Consider the following 22,739-nt stretch of genomic DNA (forward strand, 5'->3'; position numbering starts at 1 on the left):
CGGCTTAGCCCTTCCAGTCGGCCTGATCGATATAGGTCAGCCCCTTTTCAGCCAGACGTTCCCGCATATTGTAGATATCGAGCCCCAGCTCCCCGGCGGCGAGCCGTTTGCGTTTGCTCTCCTCATTGGCGATGCGGGCTTTTCCTTTTTCGAGAACGGCCTCAGCCTCTTCCCGGGCGACGACAACGACACCGTCGTCATCCGCGATCACCAGGTCCCCTGGGTTAACCAGTTGCCCGGCGCAGACCACGGGCACATTCACGCTGCCCAGGGTTTCCTTGACCGTTCCTTGTGAGAACACGGCGGCGGACCAGACAGGAAAACCCATTTGCTTCAGATCGCGGGTGTCCCGGACACCAGCGTCAATCACCAGCCCGCGCACGCCGCGCGCCATCAGCGAGGTGGCGAGCAGGTCCCCGAAATAACCGGCATTGGAGGGCGAAGTCGGCGCAAGCACGAGAATATCACCCGGCTGGCACTGCTCCACCGCCACATGGATCATCCAGTTATCGCACGGGGCGGCGCTGATGGTCACCGCATTCCCGGCGATAAAACCACCCGAATAGATAGGGCGCATATGGCTGGCCAGCAGGCCTTTGCGGCCCTGGGCCTCATGAACAGTCGCCACGCCGAGATCATTATCCAGATACTGCTGGATGAGCGCCTGGTCCGTCCGTTTGATGTTTGTCACCACTACATTCATTGTCATCTCCCAATTGCCTTGGGCCGGGCCCACGTGCCCAGTCTAGTCAAAAGCTTTCTAATCAAAATCTTCGGTATCGATGGTCGGGCGGACCGGCTCCGGATAGCGGTGGCCCGCAACCGTGTCATGATTGATCAAAGCATCAATCCGGCTCGCGGCTTCCGCCGGGATCGTCCAATCCCACCGTGCGATATTTTCCTTCATATGGTCCCGGTTCGACGTGCCGGGGATGGCATGAACGACAGGACTGCGCGACAGCAGCCAGGCAAGACACAGCTGGGCCGGGGTCACATCATGCTCGGCCGCGATCTGGTTGAAGGCCAGCGCCAGCTTGTGGTTCACCGGCCAGTTTTCCGCGTTGAAGCGCGGCATGTTCGTCCGGATATCTTTCGGGGCAAAACCTTTGGGGTCATCCACCCCGTTCGCCAGAACCCCACGGGCGAGTGGCGAATAGGACACAAGCGCGACCCCCAGTTTTTCACAGGCCGCCAGAACGCCCAGCTCCACATTGCGGGTCCAGGGCGAATATTCATTCTGCAAGGCCAGCATCGGGTGTTCATTCCAGGCCCGCGTCAGCGTATCGACGGAGACTTCGCTAAGGCCGTACCCGCCGATCTTGCCGGCGTCTATGGCGTCCTTGAAAGCCCCGACGGTCTCCTCAATCGGCACGGTGAAATCCCGCCGGTGCAGATAATAGAGATTGATATGGTCGGTCTTCAGGCGCTGCAGGCTGACATCGACCGCCTTTTTCACCGTTTCCGGCCTGCCGTCGATCCGGCGCTTACCGTCCTCGATGATGATGCCGACTTTCGAGGCCAGGAAAAACTCATCCCGGCGGTGCGAGACAGCCTTCCCAACCAGGGCTTCGTTTGCCCCGGCCCCATAAAGCTGGGCCGTATCCAGATGGGTGTAACCTTGGTCCAACGCCTCATTGAGAAGCCGGATGGCCTCCCCCTCCTCCGGCGGCACGCCGTAAGCATGGCTAAGGTTCATGGCCCCAAGGCCAATAGGGTTCAGTTTATGGGCGCCGATGGCGCGGTAGCCCGGTTTCATAACGGCAGCCCTATATAGTTTTCGGCAATAACCTTCTGGGCTGCCTCGGACGAAGCGATATAGTCCAGCTCAGCATCCTGCATGCGCTTTTCAAAAGCCCCACTGTCCGGGAACCGGTGCATCAGGTTGGTCAGGTACCAGCTGAAGCGTTCGGATTTCCACACGCGGGCGAGCGCCTTCTCCGAATAGGCCTTGAGACCGGCTTCATTGCCGTTCCGGAAATAGCCGATCAGGGCATCGGAGAGATAGGTCACGTCGGACGCGGCCAGGTTCAGCCCCTTCGCGCCGGTGGGCGGCACGATGTGCGCCGCATCCCCGGCCAGGAATAGGTTGCCGTAGCGCATGGGCTCAAACACGAAGGACCTGAGCGGCGCGATTGACTTCTCGATCGAAGGGCCACACTCCATGTTGGCCGCGACCTCCGCCCCCAGCCTGACAGCCAGCTCATCCCAGATGCGGTCATCGGACCAGGCATTGATATCCTCATCAAGCGGCACCTGGAGATAGTATCGTGACCGGGATGGAGAGCGCATGGAGGCAAGCGCAAAGCCATTGGTGTGGCTGGCGTAAATCAGTTCATCGTTACACGGGGCAACATCGGCGAGGATGCCCAGCCACCCGAAGGGATAGACCCGCTCAAAGCCAGCCCCGCACGCGGCGGGGATCGCCTGACGGCTGGGGCCGTGGTAGCCATCGCAACCAGCGATAAACTTAGCCGTAAGGGTCTGTTCCGTGCCGTCAGAAGTGAAGCTAACCGAAGGCGCGGCCCCATCCACATCATGCAAGGCGACGTCCGATGCGCTCCAGACAATATTGACGCCTTCCTTCTCGGCCAGGTCAATCAGGTCGCGCTCGACTTCCGTCTGGCCGTAAACCGTGACGCACTTGCCGGTCAGCCGCTTAAGGTCGATATGGATCAGGTGCTCATCCCGCGCCAGGTAGAAACCGCCGTGTTCCAGGCCTTCCTGGTCCTTGCGCTCACTAAGGCCAAGCCGGTCGAGCAGGTCGGTTGTGATAACCTCCAACACCCCGGCCCGAATACGGGACAGCACATGTTCTTTCGATTGCCGCTCGATAACCGTTACGCCGATGCCTTCGGCGTGCAGCAAGTTGGCCAGGAACAGGCCAGACGGCCCGGCCCCGATGATCGCGACGTCGGTTTTCATGACTGTAAATCCTTCTCAAGCTTGTCGAGAACCCGGTAGCAGGGCATGACGCTTTCAACGGAGGAATTCGGCTGCCGGCCTTCCTGGATGGCGGCGATAAATTCCCGGTCCTGCAGCTCGATCCCGTTCATGGAAACATCGACCTTCGTGACATCGATCGGCTTCTCATAGCCGTCCACCAGGTCGTCATAGCGGGCGATATAGGTGCCATTGTCGCAGATGTAGCGGAAGAAGGTGCCAAGCGGGCCGTCATTATTGAAGCTGAGCGACAAGGTGCAGATAGCGCCCGAAACGCTCTTGAGCTGGATGGACATGTCCATGGCGATGCCCAGTTCCGGGTGGATCGGCCCCTGGATGGCCTGCGCCTGCACGATCTCACCGGCCTGATAAGCGAACAGGTCAACCGTGTGGGCAGCATGGTGCCACAGAAGATGGTCGGTCCAGCTGCGCGGCTCGCCCTTGGCATTGATATTCTTGCGCCGGAAGAAATAGGTCTGCACATCCATCTGCTGGATATTCAGATCACCGCCCACAATCTTATTGTGAACATACTGGTGGCTCGGGTTGAAGCGGCGTGTATGACCGACCATACAGACCTTGCCGGTCTCAACCGATTTCGCAAGGACCGCTTCGGCATCGGCGAGATTGTCAGCCAGCGGGATTTCAACTTCCACATGCTTACCAGCATCCATGCAGGCGATAGCTTGTGCAGCATGCATCTGGGTCGGCGTACACAGGATTACAGCGTCTACGTCGTCCCGCGCCAGCGTTTCATCCAGGTCCGTGGTGACATGGCCGATACCGTATTTTTCAGCCACTGCCTTGGTTGGCTCAAGGGTCCGCCCCACCAGCGAAGTAACCGTTACGCCGTCGATATTCTGCAGACCATTCAGGTGCTTTTCACCAAAGGCGCCAGCGCCCGCGAGTGCAATTCTCATGATTTCTGTCTCCTGTCTCAGGCTCTAGAACGATATGGCCAACAGCGGTGTTGCTGGCCGGAACATGGTAATACCGATGCCGCTCACGCGCGCCCTTCCTGGGGCACTGCGCATAATAAGCGGTGCATCGAGTCCGTGGTCCGCTAGCCGAGAAACAGATATTCACTTCCTGTAGATGACTGGCACGCGAACCTTGAATCTGGCGGCGCCTGCCGTCCCTTCCCGACCGGTGCGACATGTCGCCATGCCCGGATCATAGCCACGCAGGAGGCAGCTAGGCCAATCGGAATGCCGGACTTCTTATAAGATATTACGAATTCTTATCAGCGGACTGATGCAAAATATCAAGAAAGGCATGCTGGCTTGGCGTCGGCGTCCAAGCGGCCCGGGTTACCACCCCGATGGTCCGGCTGATCGGCTCAGGAGGATCACACACCTTTGCCAGCAAGCCGGCTTCCAGCTCCACCGCCACTTGGTCAGGCGAAAGAATCGTCAGGAAATCCCCCGTCAGCAGAAGCTGGCGTATGGTGATGACCGACCCGCATTCAATCGGGACATGGGGCGGCGTCAGCCCTGCTTGCGCGAACATCTCTTCCCAGTGCATACGCAAGGGAACCCCGGGGGCCGGCACGATCCAGGGAAAATTCTTCAGCTCCGAAATGGTCGGGTTTCCGTCAAGTAGCGGATGATTGGCCCTGCCAAAGATAACCGGCCGGTCGATGAACAGGGATTCCTGTTTCAGGTCCCGGAGGGTTGCCGGGTCGCGCAGGGCACCAATGGTCAGGTCCAACTCACCATCCCTAAGCGGGCCAATCAGCTCACTGTAAGACCCTTCGGCGATGACAATATCGACATTCGGATATTGGGCATGAAAGGCGGCAAGCGCCGTCGGCAGCAAGCGCGCGCGGCAGAGCGGCATCGCACCAATAGCAATGCGGCCGGTTTCACGCCCCTTGAGGGCATCAAGCTCCGACAGGGCCGATGCCATTTCGGCATAAGCAAGACGGTAGGCGCGCGCTTTGGCCAGGCCACGGTCAGTCAGCATGATGCCGCGCCCGCGCCGTTCAACCAGCTTCTCACTGAGCGCCAGTGAAAGGTCTGCTATGGCGCGGTGAAGAGAGGCTTCCGCCAGCCCCGAGCGTTGGCTTGCCGCCGCATAGCCGCCGGTCCGGGCCAGCACGACCAGTGCCCGCATCTGCGCCGATGTCACCCGGGAGGACCCGATAAGTTCCAGCACTGTCTCAACACGCGGCAGAATCACCCGGGCGGCTTCGGTGGTGTCCATCCCGTCCGCACGCCGCGAGAACAGCGCCGTGTCCAACTGACGCTCCAGCTTGGCAATGCCCTGGGTGACAGCCGGCTGGGTCAGATTGACGGCCTGCGCGGCCCGGCTGACACTTTCATGCCGGGCAATGGCAACAAAGGCGCGCAGGTGGCGTATATTGGGCATCCATAATTTCATACCCTTTATTAGCAAAAAATTATAACTTGCACAGCCCGTCTGTTCGACATCAATATCCACAAGAAACCGGGACCGACAGTCTCAGGCCGGCTTAAGCCATCAGAGGCCTTCCCAAGGCAGTCTTTCACTAAACTGCATGCTTTTTCAGACATAGCCTGACCAAAGGCTACCCAAGACCACAGCCTTTCCTTCAAAATTAGTGGTGTTTTTGTTCTTTTTTGCCATATGCTTATAGATAGGCTCCGCGGCACCATTGTTTTCAGTGGCGCCGCTTAGCCAGGTTCAGAAATTATGAGTATTGCATGCAAAATCCCATGACCGACCCGACCCCCTCAGCAAAACACAAGCCCCGTTCACGCCAGAAACAGAAGGCGACCGAGATCATCCGGGACCTGGTGATCCAGGGGAAATATAAGCCCGGACAACGGATTTCTGAGCTTTCAGTGGCGGAGCTGACGGGAATTTCCCGCACGCCTGCACGGCTGGCGCTCGGGCAACTGGCCTACGAGGGCATCCTCAAGCCACTGCCGCGCGGCGGCTTCGTCGTCCAGGACTTTTCGGTGAAGGACATCTTCGACGCCATCGAACTCAGGGGAACGCTTGAGGGAACAGCCGCCAAAATGGCTGCCCAGAAGGTGACGGATGAAGACAGCACGAAAGAGCTGGAGCGCATCTGCCGTGACCTTGATACGCTGATCGGCAACCGCACCAACGAACCGGACCTGTTCGAAAAATACACCGACCTCAACCGCCAGTTCCATGACGAGATGCTGCGCATGGCCGATTGCCCGCTGCTTGAGCGCACGCTCGACCATGTCGCCGCGCTGCCGTTCGCGTCGCCCAATGCCTTCGTCAGGGTTCATGACGATATCGACAAGAAATATGACATACTGTTCCATGCCCAGCACCAGCACCGCATGATCGTGGAAGCGATCAGGCGAGGCGACAGCGGCCGCGCCTATTCCGTCACGCTTGAACACGCGATGCTGGCTGCCGCCAACCTCCGGGAAGCCATGCAGCAGGAAGACGTTTTCCAGCAAATTCCGGGCTCGACCCTCGTCCGCACGCCGTAACGGGCGGACCGGCCTTTCCCGTCAGGAGAAGACAACCGTCTTGTGGTTGTTGACGAGGATTCTGTCTTCCAGATACCAGCGCACGGCGCGGGCGAAAACCCGCCGCTCGATATCCCGGCCTTTGCGCACCAGATCATCCGGCTTGTCCGCATGGCTGATCGGCTCCACATCCTGGGCGATGATCGGCCCTTCATCCAGGTCGGCAGTGACGAAATGCGCAGTCGCCCCGATCATCTTGACCCCACGCTCATAGGCCTGGTGATAGGGCTTCGCGCCTTTGAAGCCCGGCAGGAAACTATGGTGGATGTTAATGCAGCGCCCGGACAGGAACGCCGAGAAATCATCCGACAGAATTTGCATGTAACGCGCGAGCAGAACCAGATCGACGTCATAGTCGGTGATCAGCTTCTTCACCGCCGCTTCCTGCTCCGCCTTGGTATCCTTGGTCACCGGCAGGTAATGGTAGGGGATATCGCCAATGAGGCTGATATTCAGGGCCTCTTTCGGATGGTTGGAGACAATGGCGACCACATTCATGTCCAACTCACCGATTCGCATGCGGTAGAGCAGGTCCCCAAGGCAATGGTCGAACTTGGACACCATAATCAGCACATTCTTGGGCTGCGCCTGGTCAATCAGCCTCCATGACATGCCGAACTTGTCGGCGACCGGCTGGAACCCGGCCCTCAGGCCCGCGCCGTCCGCGTCCCCAAGCCTGAAGACAACCCGCATGAAGAAATTGCCGGTCTCGCTGTCCTCAAATTGCTGGGACTCGGTCACATTGGCCCCATGGTCATACAGATGCTTCGACACGGCGGCGACGATGCCGGGCTTGTCCACACAGGAAAGCGCTAGCGTGTAGGTCTTCATTCACAGCTCCTCATCCGAAAATGCATGCAATTTTTATTGCGGATTACGATATTTCCCTCATTTAATGCACAATCTTCTTATATTGCATGCAAAATAGCGAATTTTTTCTGGACTAACCGCGAAAACATTCCACATACTGCATGCAATTGCCGATCTGGCTGACCTGATGTAACGGAGACCTAAAAATGACTGCAAAAAATCTCGAAGCCATCCTGCAAGGTGGCGGCAATGTTGTAGACCGCCTGAGGAACTCTCAGATCGGCGCCTATGTCTATCCGGTGGTGCCGACCGAATTCTCGAACTGGCGGGACGAACAGCGGGCCTGGCGGGACAAGGCGGTTCTTTTCGATCAGTCCCACCATATGGTTGACCTTTTCATCAAGGGCCCGGACGCGGTGAAGCTGGTATCCGACCTTGCGATCAACACCTTCAAGAATTTCCCGGTCGGCCGGGCCAAGCAGTTCGTGCCCTGCAGCTACAGCGGCCACGTGATCGGTGACGGCATCCTGTTCCACCTGGAAGAAAACCACCTTGTGTTCGTCGGCCGCGCACCGTCCGCCAACTGGATCCAGTTCCACGCGGAAACCGGCGGCTATAATGTCGAGATCATTTATGACGACCGCTCGCCGTCCATGCCGATGGGCCGCCCGGTCAGCCGGAAAAATTATCGCTTCCAGATTCAGGGCCCTAACGCCCAGAAGGTCATTGAAAAGCTGAACGGCGGCCCGATGCCGGAGATCAAATTCTTCCATATGGGCACCATCAATATCGGCGGCCGCACGGTCAGCGCCCTGCGCCATGGCATGGCCGGGGAACCGGGCCTGGAAATCTGGGGCCCGTACGAAGACTATCTCGCGGTCCGCGATGACATCCTCAAGGCTGGCGAAGAATTCGGGCTGACGCTTGTTGGATCGCGCACCTACGCCACCAACACGCTGGAGTCCGGCTGGATTCCGTCGCCGCTGCCCGCCGTCTATACCGGTGAGGAAATGAAGGCCTACCGTGAGTGGCTGCCGGCGAACTGCTATGAAGCCATGGGCTCCATCGGCGGCAGCTTCGTCTCCGACAATATCGAGGACTATTACCTGACGCCGTTCGAGCTGGGCTATGGCCCGTTCGTCAAGTTCGACCATGACTTCATCGGTCGTGACGCGCTTGAGAAAATGGACCCCGCGACCCAGCGCCGCAAGGTGACCCTGGCCTGGAACGGCGAGGACATGGCCAAGTTGTTCGCCAGCTATTTTGTCGGCGAGGAAAACTACAAATTCTTCGACCTGCCGCTCGCCAACTATGCGTCTTCCAGCTATGACGCCGTCAAGCTGGGCGGCAAGACAGTCGGCGTGTCCATGTTCACCGGCTACACCGCCAACGACCGCACCGCGCTGTCGCTTGCGACCGTCGACCCCGATGTCGAGATGGGTCAGGAAGTCACCGTACTGTGGGGTGAGCCGGATGGCGGCACCCGCAAAACCACGGTGGAAGCGCACAAGCAGATCGAAATCCGGGCAACCGTCAGCCCCACGCCCTATTCCAAGGACGCGCGGGAAGCCTACGCTGAAGGCTGGCGTACGCAAAAGCCCGCCTAAAGACACTTCTCCCCCCGAGAAGAACGGCCCGCAACGCAACTTCCCCTTAGTTGCGGGCCACCCCCTAACCTAAAAGGACACCGGCCATGTTCAGTTCCGCCCATGCAACCCCCCAATCGCCCGAAGCCATGCTTCTGGACGGCTATTCGGCTGAGGTAACATCGCCCGACCGCAAGTCGCTCGATGCCGCGGCGGACCTGATGCCGAAGGGCTCACGCGTCTATATCGCGTCGCTACCCAACGATGACCCGCAGAAGGTGGTCGAGGCCGCCGTTCACCTGATGAAGGCGGACCTTGTGCCCGTGCCTCATGTCGTCGCCCGTAACCTCAAGAGCGAAGACCATTTTGACAGCCTGCTGGCGCGCCTGGCGGGCGAAGCTGGCGTGGACCGCGCGCTGATCCTGGGCGGTGACCGCGACGATAGTGCAGGCCCTTACACCTGCGCCCTAGAGCTGATCGAAAGCGGCATCCTGAACCGCCACGGCATCGACAAGATCGGCCTGGGGATTTACCCTGAAGGCCATCCGCGCATCGCAACCGACGTGCTCGACAAAGCGCTCGACGAAAAACTTGCGGCTGCGAAAGCGCATGATCTGGAAACCGTCCTGATCAGCCAGCTCTGTTTTGATGCGGACGCGATCCTCAAGTTTATCCGGACCTTGCGCGCGCGCGGCATCACCAACCGTATCCGCGTGGGTCTTTCAGGCCCGGCGAAACGCACGACCCTGATCAAATATGCCATGATCTGCGGCGTAGGGCCTTCCCTGCGCGCGCTCAAGGAACGGCAGGAAATGACGAAAAACCTGCTCTCGGGCGAACGCCCGGATGCGCTTGTGAAGGCGCTCGCCGAAGCGAACCTGAGCGACCCGGCCCTGAATATCTGGGGCGTGCATTTCTTCACCTTCGCCGCCTTCAAGAACACCATCGATTTTGTGAACGAGTATCTTTAACCACACGAACCAATCCAGGGGGGAACCATGTTCAAATCAGTTCGGCAAACCAGCTATGCCGCGATACTGCTCGCCTTAAGCTCCGTACCGGCCAGCGCGCCCGCGAATGCGCAACAGGTTCTGCCGCCGGTCCTCACCGCGGGCGCCAAGTCCGACGTACCGGTGGCGGTTCAGCTGCTACGCTGGCATATGTTGGATGGCGACGTGAATTCGCTCATGTTCCGCAGCATGGACACCCTGTTCACCACACGGAGCGTGCCGCGTTCGGGCGCCGTATGGCAGTTGCCGCGCGAGGATCACAACCTGACCTTCAGCTATACATTCGATGGCAAGGTTCATCCGGCGCTCGATGTGCTTGAGGACACTTATACCAACGCGCTTCTCGTCATGAAGGACGGCAAGATCGTCAAAGAAATCTACCGCAACAACACGAACGCAAGCACGCGTTTCATCGGCTTTTCCATGACCAAGTCGCTGACCTCGCTGCTTGTCGGCTGCGCGCTCGCCGAAGGGCGGATCAAGTCGCTCGATGACCCCATCACGGCGTACCTGCCCGAACTCAAGGACGGCGCCTACAATGGCGTAACGATCCGCCAGATCATGGAGATGCGCTCTGGCGTCGACTATGAGGAACGCTATGACTTCGCGCACCCGGGGGCGGCGGCTACAAACCACATCAATGCCTTGGTCAAGAATGTCGCGCGCTTTGCCGACCCGGCCCGCACCATCAAGCGGGCGCATAAACCGGGTACCGTGTGGCAGTATAAAACAATCGACACCGCGGTCCTGGGCTGGCTGATCGAGCGTGTCTCAGGCACCACCGTCGCCGCCTATACCGCCCAGAAGATCTGGGAACCCCTGGGCACCGAACGGGACGGCTTTTACATCATGGATGGCCAGCCGGGCGTCGGGCGTGAATTCAGCGGTGCGGGCTTCAACGCCACGCTCAGGGACTGGGCGCGGCTGGGCCTGATGATGCTCAACAAGGGTGTGGCCAATGGCAAACGCATCGTCTCAGCTGACTGGGTTTCCATGACCACCACCCCGGTCGGCAAGGAAGACCCCGAGCATGGTGGCTATAGCTACCAGTGGTGGACGATGGGCAACTCGGACGCCTACCTCGCCGAGGGGCTGGCCGGACAGTATGTCTATGTCGACCCCGACACCAAAACCGTTGTCGTGAAGCTCAGCTATTTCCCCAACCAGGGGTGGGAGCATGCCGACGCGGAAGCCAAGGCCTTTTTCCGGGCAGCCTCCGCCTGGAAGCCCAACTAAGCAACCTAAGGCACAGGAAGATAGGCAAGGCGCCAGGGAGCGGATTCCCCGGCGCCTTTTACCGTTGACTATCCTGTGCGGCCGTCCTCCTCCTGAACGACACTTCCTCCGTCACGTCTCCACCCCCGAACAGCCTATCCGGCATCCGCCTTCGACGCGCAGTACGCAAAGAAAAAGGGGGCCGAAGCCCCCTTGAACGTCTCTTGCGAAAGACCTGTAGTTAGAACTTGCGTTTGATCATGAAGGTGAAGGTCCGCGGCAGACCCGGCGTCGCGAAGGACGGGCCACTGCCGTCACCATCAACGGACTGGTTGTAATAGAATTTGTCCGTGATGTTCTTCACCTCGAGCGCAGCACTCCAATCTTCGTTCGCTTCCCAGGTAATCCGGCCATTGAGCAGCGTCCTGGCCTCAAGCAGGTTGCCTGGCGCGTTGATCCACTCGGCGTAGGTCTCGCTCTGATAGGTCAGGTCGAGGCGCGGAATGAAGGCACCGGCGTTCGTCGATATCTTGTACTGGGCGCCGAGGCTGTAGGTCCACTTGGGCGAGAAAGGCGCCTGGGACGCGAGCGAGATGCCATCGATATCGTAGAACAGCGACTTCATCTTGAAGTCGATATAGCTGAGCGAGCCATCGATCTTCAGAGCATCCGTCGGCGCATAGTCGAACTCGACTTCCACACCTTTGGATTCCGCGTTACCGGCGTTTGTGGTCATCAGGCAAGGAATGCCGTTGATCACGCCCGGAACGCCCGTACAGTTGCTGAGGACGAACTGCAGGCTCTTATAGTCGTTGTAGAAGGCCGCCACGTTGAAACGCAGGCTGCGGTCGAGAAGCTCGGACTTGAAGCCGATTTCATACGTCGTCAGCGTTTCCGGCTTCACTTCCTGCGCCTGGTCGTCGAAGAACGGCCGCGGGTTCACACCACCGCCCTTGAAGCCCGACGCTACCTGGGCATAGACCATGGCATTATCGGTGACCTTGTAATTGAGCGCGGCACGATAGTCGACACGGCTGCCAGAGAACGAACTGACCACACCATTGACGCCCGCGATCAGGCAGTTGGAAGACGCACCCGGTCCGCACGGCATGATCGCCGAACCATCCGGTTCACGACGCTTGAAGGTGTAGGTCTTTTTGTCGTCGCTGTAGCGCAGGCCAGCCACCAGTTCCAGCTGGTCGGTGAAGCGGTAGGTACCGTTCGCGAACACCGCCTTGGTGGTGATGTCGACCGGGTCCGGGCCGTGCACGAAGTCGAAGTTCACATAGCCGAGGTCGATACGGCCATACATGGTCGTGGTCGCATCATAATAGAAGCCGCCAACGGTATAATCGAACTTCTCGCCCACATTGCCGCTCAAACGGACTTCTTCGGTCCAGGCATGGTGATCCAAGCGCTGATACAGGTTGGTCAGCGACAGTGGCGTACCGTCGGAGTCATTGCCCCAATCGCTGGTGTATTCACGATAGGACGTGATCGACTTCAGCGTCATATTGTTGTTGAGCGTCCAGTCGATATGCAGGGCACCTTCGGTGGCGTCATTGGTCATGCGGTGCGCCGCGCAATTCCCTGTCTGGTAATTGCAGTAGGACGCAAAGTTGGCATAGCGGTTGTTCCTCGGAACAAACATGCTCGGATCCAGGACCCGGCCAAACTGGATAACCTGCCCCCACGGCGTCGTGAAGCTGGTCTGACCCAGGAACGACCCAGGGCCTGAGCCCGGTGCCGATTGGCCAGCGAGCGCGAACAGGGTCGGATATTCACTGCCGTCCGGCACAATACCAGCCCGCCGGTTGGTGGCGGAATAGAAAGGTGCGCGGATGACGTTCGCAGGCGGGTCGGAATCTTCCTTGATCTTGTCGATCGAGAAATTGACCTCAAGGCTATCCGTCGGCAGCCAGCGCAGGGCCAGGCGGCCTGCGGTATATTTGATACCGCCTTCCGTGCCGACGACGCAGTTGTCACCCCGGAACTGGGTGCCGAAGCCCAGCGTGCGGTTCGGATGCGCACAGGCCCAGTCGAGGTTCTTCACATAGCCGTCGCGGGTTTTGGAAACACCGGAAACGCGTGCGTACAATTTATCCTTCTGCAGGGTGAAATTGCTGGCCGCCCGGATGCTGAGCCCCTTGAAGGACCCGGCAGAGACCTCGACATAGCCATTGGCTTCGTCGTTTGGCTTCTGGGTGAACAGCTTGATCGACCCGCCGATCGAGTTTTTACCCGACAGCGTGCCCTGCGGACCACGCAGGATTTCAACCCGGTCCAGATCCAGGAGATCCAGGACCGACCCGGTCAGCGTGCCGTAATAAACATCATCGACATAGACGCCGACACCCGGCTCGACCGCTGGGTTGAAGTCGGTCTGACCGATACCACGAATGGTGGCGATCAGCGCGTTGCCGCCGAAGGACCCCCCGGTTGTCAGCGAAACGTTCGGGGCTTGCGCCTCGATCCCTTCAATGCTGACCTGGCCGCGGGCTTCCAGCGTTGCCGCCGACATCGCCGTAATAGCAACCGGCGTGTCCTGCAGGTTTTGTTTCTTGAACTGTGCCGTAACAACAATCTCTTCAAGTGAAGATGTCGTTGAATTGGCACTGGTATCCTGGGCAGATGCCAGCGGCGCAATAAGCGCGATAGCTGAGCATGCGCTCAAATACTTGAGTGTGGGTTTCACAGGTTCCCTCCCTATATGACTTCCCAGTCAATAACGGCTTGAGAGTAGACCAATTGAGGGAAAACAATTTTCTATAGGTGCAATGATTTGCCATATGCGAAGAATAACATTCGAAACCTTTTCCCCGATTCCTCCAATAATTTCTGTAATTTGAGCAACCTGCAGGCGTATCCTTCACCTTGGCATCACGCCTTCCTACACAAGAGATGGCATGTTGCTTCACTGACGGTGATGTTGCGCTGCAACGACCACGGCACACTGCCGCCTGAAATTTCGGATGTGGCCGCGCGTATTCTGGCTGCTCACATCACGTTAAGCCGTTGAAAGGTTTTAGAAAATGCCACAAAAAGTCGCAGAATATTTTGAGGAGCTAGAGGATATTCCCGGCACCAGAGTCTTCACCGCCAAACGTGCACGCAAGGGATACTGGCTTAACCAGTTCTGCATGAGCCTGATGAAGCATGAGAATCGCGAACGGTGGCGCGCAGATGAACGGGCTTATCTTGAAGACTGGCCGATGACCGACGAGCAAAAAGAAGCCTTGCTCGCACGCGACTATAACCGGCTCCTCGACCTGGGGGGCAATGTCTATTATCTCGCCAAGGTTTTCTCGACCGACGGCCTTTCGTTCGTGGATGCCGTCTCCACCATGACCGGCATGAGCGTGGATGATTATAAGAAGATGATGATGGCGGGCGGACGCTCCCCCAAAGGGGTCCGCTCAATCAAGGAGGGCAATTAAGATGGCCAAAATTACTGCGGGTGTTGCGACAAGCCATATTCCCCTCATTGGTGTGGGTGTTGACCAGGGCAAACAGGACGACCCCTATTTCAAGCCGATTTTCGCAGGGTACGACTGGACGAAAGAATGGATCATGAAGCCGGAGAACAAGCCGGATGTGGTGATCATGGTCTTTAATGACCACGCCTCGGCCTTCGACCAGAACCTTATCCCGACGTTTGCCATCGGCTGCGCGGATGAATTCCAGCCGGCCGATGAAGGTTGGGGGCCAAGGCCCGTTCCTGTGGTCAAAAACCATGCGGATTTCGCCTGGCATATCGCCGAGAACCTGATCCTGGATGACTTCGACATGACCATCATCAACAAGATGGATGTCGACCATGGCCTGACGGTACCGCTGTCCGCCGTATTCGGGCAACCGGAGGAATGGCCGGTGAAGGTCATCCCGCTCGCGGTCAATGTGGTGACCTATCCCATCCCCTCGGGGGAGCGCTGCTGGAAACTGGGTGAAGCCATTGCTCGCGCGGTCGAAAGCTTCCCTGAAGACCTTAAGGTCCAGGTTTGGGGCACAGGCGGCATGAGCCACCAGTTGCAGGGACCGCGCGCCGGTCTCATCAACGCCGAGTGGGACCAGAAATTCCTGGATGACATGACCGCCAACCCCGAACACCTGCCCCTGATCCCGCATATCGAATATCTCAGGGAAACCGGATCGGAAGGGATCGAGATGGTCATGTGGCTGGTGATGCGCGGCGCGCTCAAAGGCCAGGTCAAGGAACTGCACCGGCACTATCATGTTCCGGCGTCCAATACGGCCCTCGGTCATATTGTCCTTGAGAATGGTGCCTGAGCCTAGAACCATCTGGTCCTGATATCTTAAAGAGAGACGTCCCTCATGACCCCGACCCTGCTCCTCCCCGGCCTGATCTGCGACGCGCGCGTTTGGGCTGGGGTTATCAAGTCCATGTCATCCCCGGACGTACGCGCCGTGGGTGGCTATGGCCTTGCCGACACGATTGAGGAAATGGCCCGCCGGGTCCTGAAGGACGCACCGGAAGTGTTCAACCTGGCCGGCCATTCCATGGGCGGCCGGGTCGCGCTTGAGATCGTGCGGATGGCGCCCGGGCGCGTAAAGAAGCTCGCGCTTCTCGACACCGGCATTCATCCGCAGAAACCGGGCGAGCGGGAAAAACGCTATGCGCTCAGGGATATAGGGCGAACCAAAGGCATGGCGGCACTGGTCGACGTGTGGTTGCCGCCCATGGTCGCGGAAGCCAACAGATCCAACAGGCCTCTGATGACATCGCTCCATCAAATGTGCTGTGAGGCTGGCCTCGCCACGTTCGAAGCCCAGATCGAGGCGCTTCTGACGCGGCCGGAGGTTGAGGATGTGCTGGCGGCCATCCGCGTGCCCACTCTGGTGGCAACCGGCACCGAAGACCAGTGGAGCCCACCCGCCCAGCATGAAGAGATCGCGGCAAAGATAAAGGGCTCGACCCTTGCCCTGTTCGAAGGCGCAGGCCACTTTGCCCCGGCGGAAGCGCCGGACCAGGTCGCCAAAGCGCTGGACGCCTGGCTCGCAGGCTAACCCCCCTCAGCTCATGACAAGAACCGGCTTGATGACCTTGCCGCTTTCGCCGTCTTCGATGGCGGTGGAAATGTCCGCGAAATCATAGAATTTCATCATCCGGTCGATCGGCAGCAGGCCGCTCCTGTACCAGGCGATCAGCTTGGGGATGAAGTCCTGTGGGTCGGAACTGCCTTCCACAACGCCTTGAATACGGCGGCCGCCGCTCATCATGAACGCCATCTCGACATCCAGTTTCTCGCCGGGCGGATAGGCGGCCACAAGGCCGAGAACGCCGCGGATATTGAGCGCGGGCACCGCCTGCGCCAAAAGAGGCGGTACGCCCGTCGTATCGACGATATAATCCACACCCTCAAGACCCGCGCCCTGGACCAGCTCCAGCACAGCTTTCTTACCGTCCGGGTGCAGGATATCGGTCGCGCCCAATTCGGACGCGAGCGCCAGACGGTCCGCCGACAGGTCCATCGCCAGAATACGCGCAGCACCAGCGATACGCGCCGCCATGATCGCGGACATGCCAACGGCACCCGTGCCCATGACCAGAACGGAAGACCCGGCCCGGACATCAAGGGAATTGAGGACAGCCCCGACCCCTGTCTGGATACCGCAGCCAAGCGGGGCAAGCACTTCAAGCGGCAGATCAGCCGGCACCTTGACCACATTGGTCCCGCTGGCGACGGCATAGGTGGCGAAGGACGACTGCCCGAAGACGTGCGAATGCACGGGTTCACCACCCGCGGTGATGGCTGTGGTGCCATCCGGGCGCACGGCGAAGAAATTGAGCGGGAAAAACTGGTGACAATAGGCAGGGTCATGCTCCACGCAGGAAGGGCAGCCGCCGCAACTGGCGAAGCTCATGACCACATGGTCGCCAGGGCATACGTGGGTAACCCCGTCGCCGACCTCGACAACCTCACCAGCGCCTTCATGACCGAGGACAACCGGTGTGGGCACAGGCAACAAGCCGTCCCGCATCACCATATCGGTATGGCAAATACCGCAGGCCTTGATTTTCACGAGGACTTCGCCGGGCCCCGGGCTTGAAATCTCAACCGGCTCAATTTTCATGGCCCCCTGATGCTGACGCAGTACCGCTGCTTTCGCCGCCACGCTCATTCCATCCTCCTTTGAAATTCGGTCGTTCTATAAGCTACAGCCGGGGACGGTAATTAGCTTTTCAAAAGCGACAAAATTAGCGCGAAATCGCGAAGTTCACACGCTCCGGCTTACCCCTTCCCCACTGCCTTTCTTCACTATTTGACGAACAGTTTTGCACGAACGCGCGCGCCGCGTGCCAGCACGCCCTGTATTCAAGACGACAGGAAAACTCCGCCACGATGGCCGACAGCCTTCCATGAGGGCGCGCCATGGTGGCTTTCTGCGACCCCGTTACCGGTGAAGAAAAGGATATAGCATGTACAAAAATCTTGAGGAAAAGCTGCAGGCGGCGGGAAATATCCCCGATTTGCTGCGCAATATCCCCGCAGGGCCGAACGCCTACCCGGGGGTGCCCGCGGAATACAGCAACTGGCGCGATGAACAGGCTTCCTGGTATAATGCCTGTATTCTTTTCGATCAGTCCTACCACATGGTTGACCTTGCGGTCGAAGGCCCGGACGCCTTCAAACTGCTGAACGACCTCGCCTTCAATACCTTCAAGAATTTCGTGCCGGGCAAAGCCAAGCAGTTCGCACCCTGTACGCCCTCGGGCCACATCATCGGCGATGTGATCCTGTTTTATCTGGCAGAAAACAAGTTCAACCTGGTGGGCCGCGCGCCGTCGATCAACTGGGTCGAATATCATGCGGCCACCGGCGGCTATAATGTCCAGTGCGAGCGTGACGAACGTACCGCAGTCCGCACCGACAAGGGCACCCGCAAGTCCTACCGCTTCCAGGTTCAGGGCCCGAACGCCATGGCCGCGATGGAGAAAATCCTCGGCCACACCCCGCCGGACCTCAAATTCTTCACCATGACCGACTTCACCATCGCCGGCCGCCAGGTCAAAGCGCTGCGCCACGGCATGGCCGGCCAGCCGGGCTTCGAGCTGTTCGGCCCGTGGGAAGATTATCAGCGCATCCGTGACGCCCTCCTCGAAGGCGGGCGGGAATTCGGCATGCTGCCGTGCGGTGGCCGCACTTATTCCTCCAACACGCTGGAATCGGGCTGGATCCCCTCGCCGCTGCCGGGCATCTATACCGGTGACGACCTCAAGGCCTACCGCGAGTGGCTCCCGGCGGACGGCTATGAGGGCAACTCGACCATTGGCGGCAGCTTCTATTCCGACAATATCGAGGACTATTACCTGACGCCGTGGGACCTGGGCTATGGCAACTTCGTGAAGTTCGACCATGACTTCATCGGCCGTGACGCGCTGGAGAAGATCGCAAACCAGCCCCACCGCCAGAAGGTCACGCTGGCCCTCAACACCAACGATGTGATGGAAGTCATCTATTCGCAGTTCCAGAAGGGCGACCAACGCGGCAAGTTCATCGAGTTCCCGTCCGCCGTTTATGCCATGCACCCCTATGACCGTGTGACCGTGGGCGGCAAGACCGCCGGTCTTTCCACCTGGATCGGCTACAGCTCGAACGAGCGCACCATGATGACGCTGGCCATGATGGACGCCGAGCATGCCAATATGGGTGACGAGGTTGTGCTGGTCTGGGGCGAGGAAAACGGCGGCTCCGGCAAGCTGACGGTTGAAAAGCATGTCCAGATGGAAATCCGCGCGACCGTAAGCCCTGTGCCTTATGTGGAAGTGGCCCGCAAACAGTATGCAGGCGACGTGGGCGGCTGGCGCAGCAAGCGCTGATCCGCGCACCACGCCCCCCCAAAAGCAAATGGCCCGGAGATTTCCGGGCCATTTTTGTTAGGGACGTTTTAGAGGCTGTAGCCTTCAGGCAGGTCCCAGCCTCGTCGCCTGCAGGCGGCGATAACCGTGTTGCGCAACAGGCAGGCGATGGTCATGGGGCCAACACCCCCCGGCACCGGCGTGATCGACCCGGCGACCGCTTTCGCCCCCTCAAAGTCAACATCGCCGACCAGACGGGTCTTGCCCGGCTTTTCCGGGTTCGGCACACGGTTGATGCCGACATCGATGACACAGGCGCCGGGCTTGATCCAATCGGCCCCTATCATAAGCGGGCGCCCGACCGCGGCGACGAGAATGTCCGCGCCCCGGCAGACGGCCTCAAGGTCGCGCGTGCGGGAATGCGCGATGGTCACCGTGCAGTTTTTCTCAAGAAAAAGCTGGGCCGCGGGTTTGCCGACCAGGATCGACCGGCCAACAATCACGCACGACTTGCCGCTCAGGTCGCCGAGCGTATCTTCCGCCAGCATCACGCAACCGGTCGGGGTACAAGGGCGGAGACCGGGGCGGCCGAGCGCCAGGCGTCCGGCGGAGGCTTCGGTCAGGCCGTCCACATCCTTGTCCGGGTCGATGGCCGCGATCACGCGGTCACTGTCCAGGCCTTTCGGCAGCGGAAGCTGGACCAGGATGCCGTCGACCTCCGGGTCGTCATTCAGGCTGCGGACAAGGGCGAGCAGGTCATCCTCGCGGGTATCGGCGGGCAACTTGTGCTCAACCGAGCGCATGCCGCATTCCTCCGTGAACCTGACCTTGTTGGCGACATAGACCTGGCTGGCCGGGTCCTCGCCCACCAGCACGACTGCGAGCGTCGGCTGACCCGGCAGCGACGCGACAGTCTCTCCAATCTGCGCCCTCAGCGTCTCGGCGTAGGCTTTGCCGTCAATCAGCGTGGCAACCATTGGCTTTCCCCCTTGCAGCGGGGCAGGCCCCGCATATCGGTTATCCTGAAATCAAGACGGGCCGGATAAAGACCCGGCCCGACGTCGTGCCGTAGACACGGCTTGAAGATGTCTGAAGACTAGCCCTTCTTGGCGGCTTTCTGCAGGTCATAGGCCCCAAGGCCAGGCTTGTAGCTTTTCTCGTCGATGAACTGACGAATACCTTCTTTGCGGCCTTCGGTCTTATCATGGAAGTTCGCGGCTTCCTGCATCCGCACGAGATAGTCCTCCGCCTCATCATACTGCATGAGGCCGACACGGCGGACAGCATCTTTCGCGAACTTGAGCGCGACCGGGTTCTTCTTGAGAAGCAGCTCAGCCACCTCGCGGGTGCGCGCTTCAAGTTGATCCGCCGGCACACTTTCATTGACGAGCCGCATGGCGGAGGCCTGCTTGCCGTCGATCAGCTCACCGGTCAGGGTCAGCCACATGGCGTCCCGCATGGACAGGAGGTCGGCGACCACTTTGGTCACGCCGCCACCCGGCAAGATACCCCAGTTGATTTCACTGAGACCATATTGGGCCTCATCGGCCGAAATGGCGAGGTCACAGGCGAACAGCGGGCCGAAACCGCCGCCGAAGCACCAACCGTTCACCATGGCGATGGTCGGCTTGTTGAACCAGCGCAGGCGCCGGAACCAGCCATAGCTTTCACGCTGCGACTTGCGCACGCCTTTCAGGCCCTGGGCTTCGGTTTCGCGGAAATATTCCTTGAGGTCCATGCCCGCGGACCAGGCCGTCCCCTTGCCGGTCAGGATGACAACCCCGACATCCTCGGAATACTCAAGCTCATCGAGGGCTTCCATCATTTCCCGGTTCAAAGTGGGATTCATGCAGTTCCGCTTTTCCGGGCGATCGAAATACAGCCACGCAATACGGTTTTCGATTTTGTAGGAGACGGCTGTCTTTTCAACTAACATGGGCAGTGTTCCACTTGATTTGATACTATTAACACGTTGCTTGAACTGAATCTGAAGGCAGCGTGGCATACCGGAAAAAGGTTTGCCAGACTTCAGTCGCCAATGTGCGTCCTCAAAAAAGTCTGTCTTCTTTTTCAGTTCACTTCTGTCCGGTTCCGGCCACAATAACCGCCGTTTCGCTGGTTCAGGCCGTCCGGCAGTCGCCCGCATATGTACGGTATGGCAGATGCGTGTCAAACAAGCGCCCGGACCAAAGCTTCGTTTTTGGTCGATTTTTAGTACCCACATTAAGGAGCTTGCGCGGGTGGCTCTCCTTACAGTCATGCTGAAATTTTGTGAGGAAAGGATTCTCCATGAACGACCTGAGTTTCCCGAGCCAGCCGGGTTATTCCCCCGCGGCCCAGAAGGCGCTTTCGCGTAAGCCTGCGCTTTTCATCGACGGTGAATGGGTTGCCAGCACGGGTGACCAGCTCATCGATGTTTACGACCCCTCCACCGGCAAGGTGATCTGCCAGATCGCCGACGCCACCAGCGATGACGTCGACCGCGCCGTTACCGCCGCCCGCCGCGCCTTCGACGACGGCCGCTGGACCGGCCTGCCGCCAATCGCGCGTGAGGTAATGATCCACAAGCTTGGTGCCCTCCTTGAACAGCATATGGAAGAGTTCGCCGAACTTGAGGCCATCGACAACGGCAAGCCGAAAGCCAAAGCGATGGAACTGGATATCCCGGCCTCGATCGGCCAGCTGCATTACTATGCCGGCTGGGCCACCAAGATCGGCGGCGAAACCATCGACCCCATGGTGGTGCCGTCCGGCTCCTTCCATGCCTACACCCGGCGTGAGCCTGTCGGCGTCGCGGCGCAGATCATCCCCTGGAACTATCCGCTGATCATGGCGACGCTCAAGATCGCACCGGCGCTGGCCGCAGGCTGCACCGTGGTGCTGAAGCCCGCCGAGCAGACGCCGCTGACCGCACTCCGCCTGGCTGACCTGGTCAATGAGGCCGGGTTCCCGCCGGGGGTCCTCAATATCATCACCGGCTACGGCCATCATTCCGGCGCACAGCTGACCACCCACCCGGGTGTGGACAAGATCGCCTTCACCGGCTCGACCGAAGTTGGCAAGATCATCAACAAGGCCGCGACCGACACGATGAAGAACGTCACGCTGGAGCTGGGTGGCAAATCCCCGGTCGTCGTCTTCCCGGACGCGGACGTCAAGGCCGTCGCCGCCGGGATCGCCGGGTCGATTTTCTATAATGCCGGGCAAACCTGTATCGCAGGCTCCCGCCTTTATGCCCACAAGACCATCTTCGACGATCTGATGGACGCCCTGGCCGAGCAAGCCCAGAATTGGCGTCCGGGTCCGTCGCTGATGCCTGAAAGCGCCATCGGTCCGGTGGTGTCGAACGAGCAGTATGAACGCGTGCTCGGCTATATCGACGCCGGGAAAAAGGCTGGCGCATCCGTGGTAACCGGCGGCGACACGCCCAGCGCCTGTGGCAACGGCTATTTCATCAACCCGACCGTGTTTGCGGACGTCAGTGCCGACATGAAAGTGGTGCGGGAAGAAATCTTCGGCCCCGTCCTGGTGGCACAGCGCTTCGAAAATACGGAAGAGGCGATCGCCGCCGCCAACGACACACCGTTCGGCCTAGGCGCCAGCGTCTGGACCAAGGACCTGTCGACCATGCACCATGTCAGCGCCCGCATCAAAGCCGGGACCGTCTGGGGCAACTGCCATTCCGTGATCGACCCGACCATGCCGTTTGGCGGCTACAAGGAATCGGGCATCGGCCGCGAACAGGGCAATTATGGTGTCAAGGCCTACACCGAACTCAAGTCGGTAATCATCCAGCTCTAACAGGCTGGTACCGAAGGATGATAAGCTGCAATCGGGGAGGATGCCATGGCACCCTCCCCCTTGG

The 22,739-nt window shown here is 59.5% G+C and carries 19 protein-coding genes; 9 read left to right on the top strand and 10 right to left on the bottom strand.

The genetic code is table 11. From position 1 onward, the window contains the following. Nucleotides 1-4: 4 nt before the first annotated feature. The 5 genes from K6118_RS01630 to K6118_RS01650 form a co-directional block, all read right to left on the bottom strand. Entirely contained in the window at nt 5-703 is a 699-nt protein-coding gene (locus K6118_RS01630) for a 4-carboxy-4-hydroxy-2-oxoadipate aldolase/oxaloacetate decarboxylase (protein WP_247118394.1), read from the bottom strand. 57 nt (nt 704-760) lie between these two features. Beyond that, entirely contained in the window at nt 761-1,756 is a 996-nt protein-coding gene (locus tag K6118_RS01635) for an aldo/keto reductase (RefSeq protein ID WP_247118395.1), read from the bottom strand. Then, the gene (pobA, locus tag K6118_RS01640; protein ID WP_247118398.1) at nt 1,753-2,922 is read right to left on the bottom strand and encodes a 4-hydroxybenzoate 3-monooxygenase; all 1,170 of its coding nucleotides are present in this window, start codon (nt 2,920-2,922) and stop codon (nt 1,753-1,755) included. Before pobA ends, K6118_RS01635 begins: the two co-directional genes overlap by 4 nt. Further along, entirely contained in the window at nt 2,919-3,860 is a 942-nt protein-coding gene (locus K6118_RS01645; protein ID WP_247118400.1) for a Gfo/Idh/MocA family oxidoreductase, read from the bottom strand. Before K6118_RS01645 ends, pobA begins: the two co-directional genes overlap by 4 nt. Before the next feature lie 310 nt (nt 3,861-4,170). After that, the gene (locus K6118_RS01650) at nt 4,171-5,310 is read right to left on the bottom strand and encodes a LysR family transcriptional regulator (RefSeq protein ID WP_247118401.1); all 1,140 of its coding nucleotides are present in this window, start codon (nt 5,308-5,310) and stop codon (nt 4,171-4,173) included. 326 nt (nt 5,311-5,636) lie between these two features. On the opposite strand from K6118_RS01650, the gene K6118_RS01655 reads away from it, so the two are divergent. Continuing rightward, on the top strand, nt 5,637-6,395 hold the full coding sequence (locus K6118_RS01655; RefSeq protein ID WP_247118402.1) for a GntR family transcriptional regulator: 759 nt from the start codon (nt 5,637-5,639) through the stop codon (nt 6,393-6,395). 21 nt (nt 6,396-6,416) lie between these two features. Here K6118_RS01655 and purU read toward each other — a convergent pair whose 3' ends face one another. Next, on the bottom strand, nt 6,417-7,265 hold the full coding sequence (gene purU / locus K6118_RS01660; RefSeq protein WP_247118403.1) for a formyltetrahydrofolate deformylase: 849 nt from the start codon (nt 7,263-7,265) through the stop codon (nt 6,417-6,419). A 185-nt stretch (nt 7,266-7,450) separates the two neighbouring features. Between purU and ligM the strand changes: the two genes are divergently transcribed. From ligM to K6118_RS01675, 3 genes are all read left to right on the top strand, one after another. After that, nucleotides 7,451-8,851: a vanillate/3-O-methylgallate O-demethylase gene (gene ligM / locus K6118_RS01665; protein WP_247118404.1), complete on the top strand. Its 1,401-nt coding sequence runs from the start codon at nt 7,451-7,453 to the stop codon at nt 8,849-8,851. A gap of 86 nt (nt 8,852-8,937) precedes the next feature. Beyond that, a complete protein-coding gene (locus K6118_RS01670) occupies nt 8,938-9,801 on the top strand; it encodes a methylenetetrahydrofolate reductase (protein ID WP_247118405.1) in 864 nt (287 codons plus the stop codon). A 27-nt stretch (nt 9,802-9,828) separates the two neighbouring features. Next, entirely contained in the window at nt 9,829-11,076 is a 1,248-nt protein-coding gene (locus K6118_RS01675; RefSeq protein WP_247118406.1) for a serine hydrolase domain-containing protein, read from the top strand. Between the two features lie 220 nt (nt 11,077-11,296). Here the strand turns inward: K6118_RS01675 and K6118_RS01680 are convergent, their stop codons facing one another. Then, entirely contained in the window at nt 11,297-13,750 is a 2,454-nt protein-coding gene (locus K6118_RS01680) for a TonB-dependent receptor (RefSeq protein WP_247118407.1), read from the bottom strand. Nucleotides 13,751-14,087: 337 nt separating this feature from the next. Between K6118_RS01680 and ligA the strand changes: the two genes are divergently transcribed. Genes ligA through K6118_RS01695 form a run of 3 tightly spaced genes read left to right on the top strand, consistent with a single transcriptional unit; the run spans nt 14,088 to nt 16,080 of the window. Next, on the top strand, nt 14,088-14,492 hold the full coding sequence (gene ligA, locus K6118_RS01685) for a protocatechuate 4,5-dioxygenase subunit alpha (RefSeq protein ID WP_247118408.1): 405 nt from the start codon (nt 14,088-14,090) through the stop codon (nt 14,490-14,492). Between the two features lies 1 nt (nt 14,493). Then, nucleotides 14,494-15,342 carry a class III extradiol dioxygenase subunit beta gene (locus tag K6118_RS01690; protein ID WP_247118409.1) on the top strand — a complete coding sequence of 283 codons (849 nt, stop codon included), beginning with the start codon at nt 14,494-14,496 and terminating at the stop codon, nt 15,340-15,342. 45 nt (nt 15,343-15,387) lie between these two features. Then, complete coding sequence (locus K6118_RS01695) at nt 15,388-16,080, top strand: alpha/beta fold hydrolase (protein ID WP_247118412.1); 693 nt, start codon at nt 15,388-15,390, stop codon at nt 16,078-16,080. 6 nt (nt 16,081-16,086) lie between these two features. On the opposite strand, the gene K6118_RS01700 is transcribed toward K6118_RS01695, so the two are convergent. Continuing rightward, nucleotides 16,087-17,190: an NAD(P)-dependent alcohol dehydrogenase gene (locus K6118_RS01700; protein ID WP_425531532.1), complete on the bottom strand. Its 1,104-nt coding sequence runs from the start codon at nt 17,188-17,190 to the stop codon at nt 16,087-16,089. A gap of 304 nt (nt 17,191-17,494) precedes the next feature. Here K6118_RS01700 and desA point away from each other — a divergent pair, with 304 nt between their 5' ends. Further along, nucleotides 17,495-18,895, top strand: coding sequence for a syringate O-demethylase (gene desA / locus K6118_RS01705; RefSeq protein WP_247118416.1), 1,401 nt, complete (start codon nt 17,495-17,497; stop codon nt 18,893-18,895). Nucleotides 18,896-18,963: 68 nt separating this feature from the next. Here the strand turns inward: desA and folD are convergent, their stop codons facing one another. Both folD and K6118_RS01715 read right to left on the bottom strand, forming a co-directional pair. Continuing rightward, the gene (gene folD, locus K6118_RS01710; protein WP_247118417.1) at nt 18,964-19,851 is read right to left on the bottom strand and encodes a bifunctional methylenetetrahydrofolate dehydrogenase/methenyltetrahydrofolate cyclohydrolase FolD; all 888 of its coding nucleotides are present in this window, start codon (nt 19,849-19,851) and stop codon (nt 18,964-18,966) included. A 119-nt stretch (nt 19,852-19,970) separates the two neighbouring features. Further along, nucleotides 19,971-20,810, bottom strand: a complete 840-nt coding sequence (locus K6118_RS01715) for a p-hydroxycinnamoyl CoA hydratase/lyase (RefSeq protein WP_247118419.1) — start codon at nt 20,808-20,810, stop codon at nt 19,971-19,973. Nucleotides 20,811-21,163: 353 nt separating this feature from the next. On the opposite strand from K6118_RS01715, the gene K6118_RS01720 reads away from it, so the two are divergent. Continuing rightward, on the top strand, nt 21,164-22,675 hold the full coding sequence (locus tag K6118_RS01720; protein ID WP_247118421.1) for an aldehyde dehydrogenase family protein: 1,512 nt from the start codon (nt 21,164-21,166) through the stop codon (nt 22,673-22,675). Nucleotides 22,676-22,739 lie beyond the last annotated feature (64 nt).

The sequence above is a fragment of the Kordiimonas marina genome (assembly GCF_023006325.1).
Lineage (GTDB): Bacteria > Pseudomonadota > Alphaproteobacteria > Sphingomonadales > Kordiimonadaceae > Kordiimonas > Kordiimonas marina.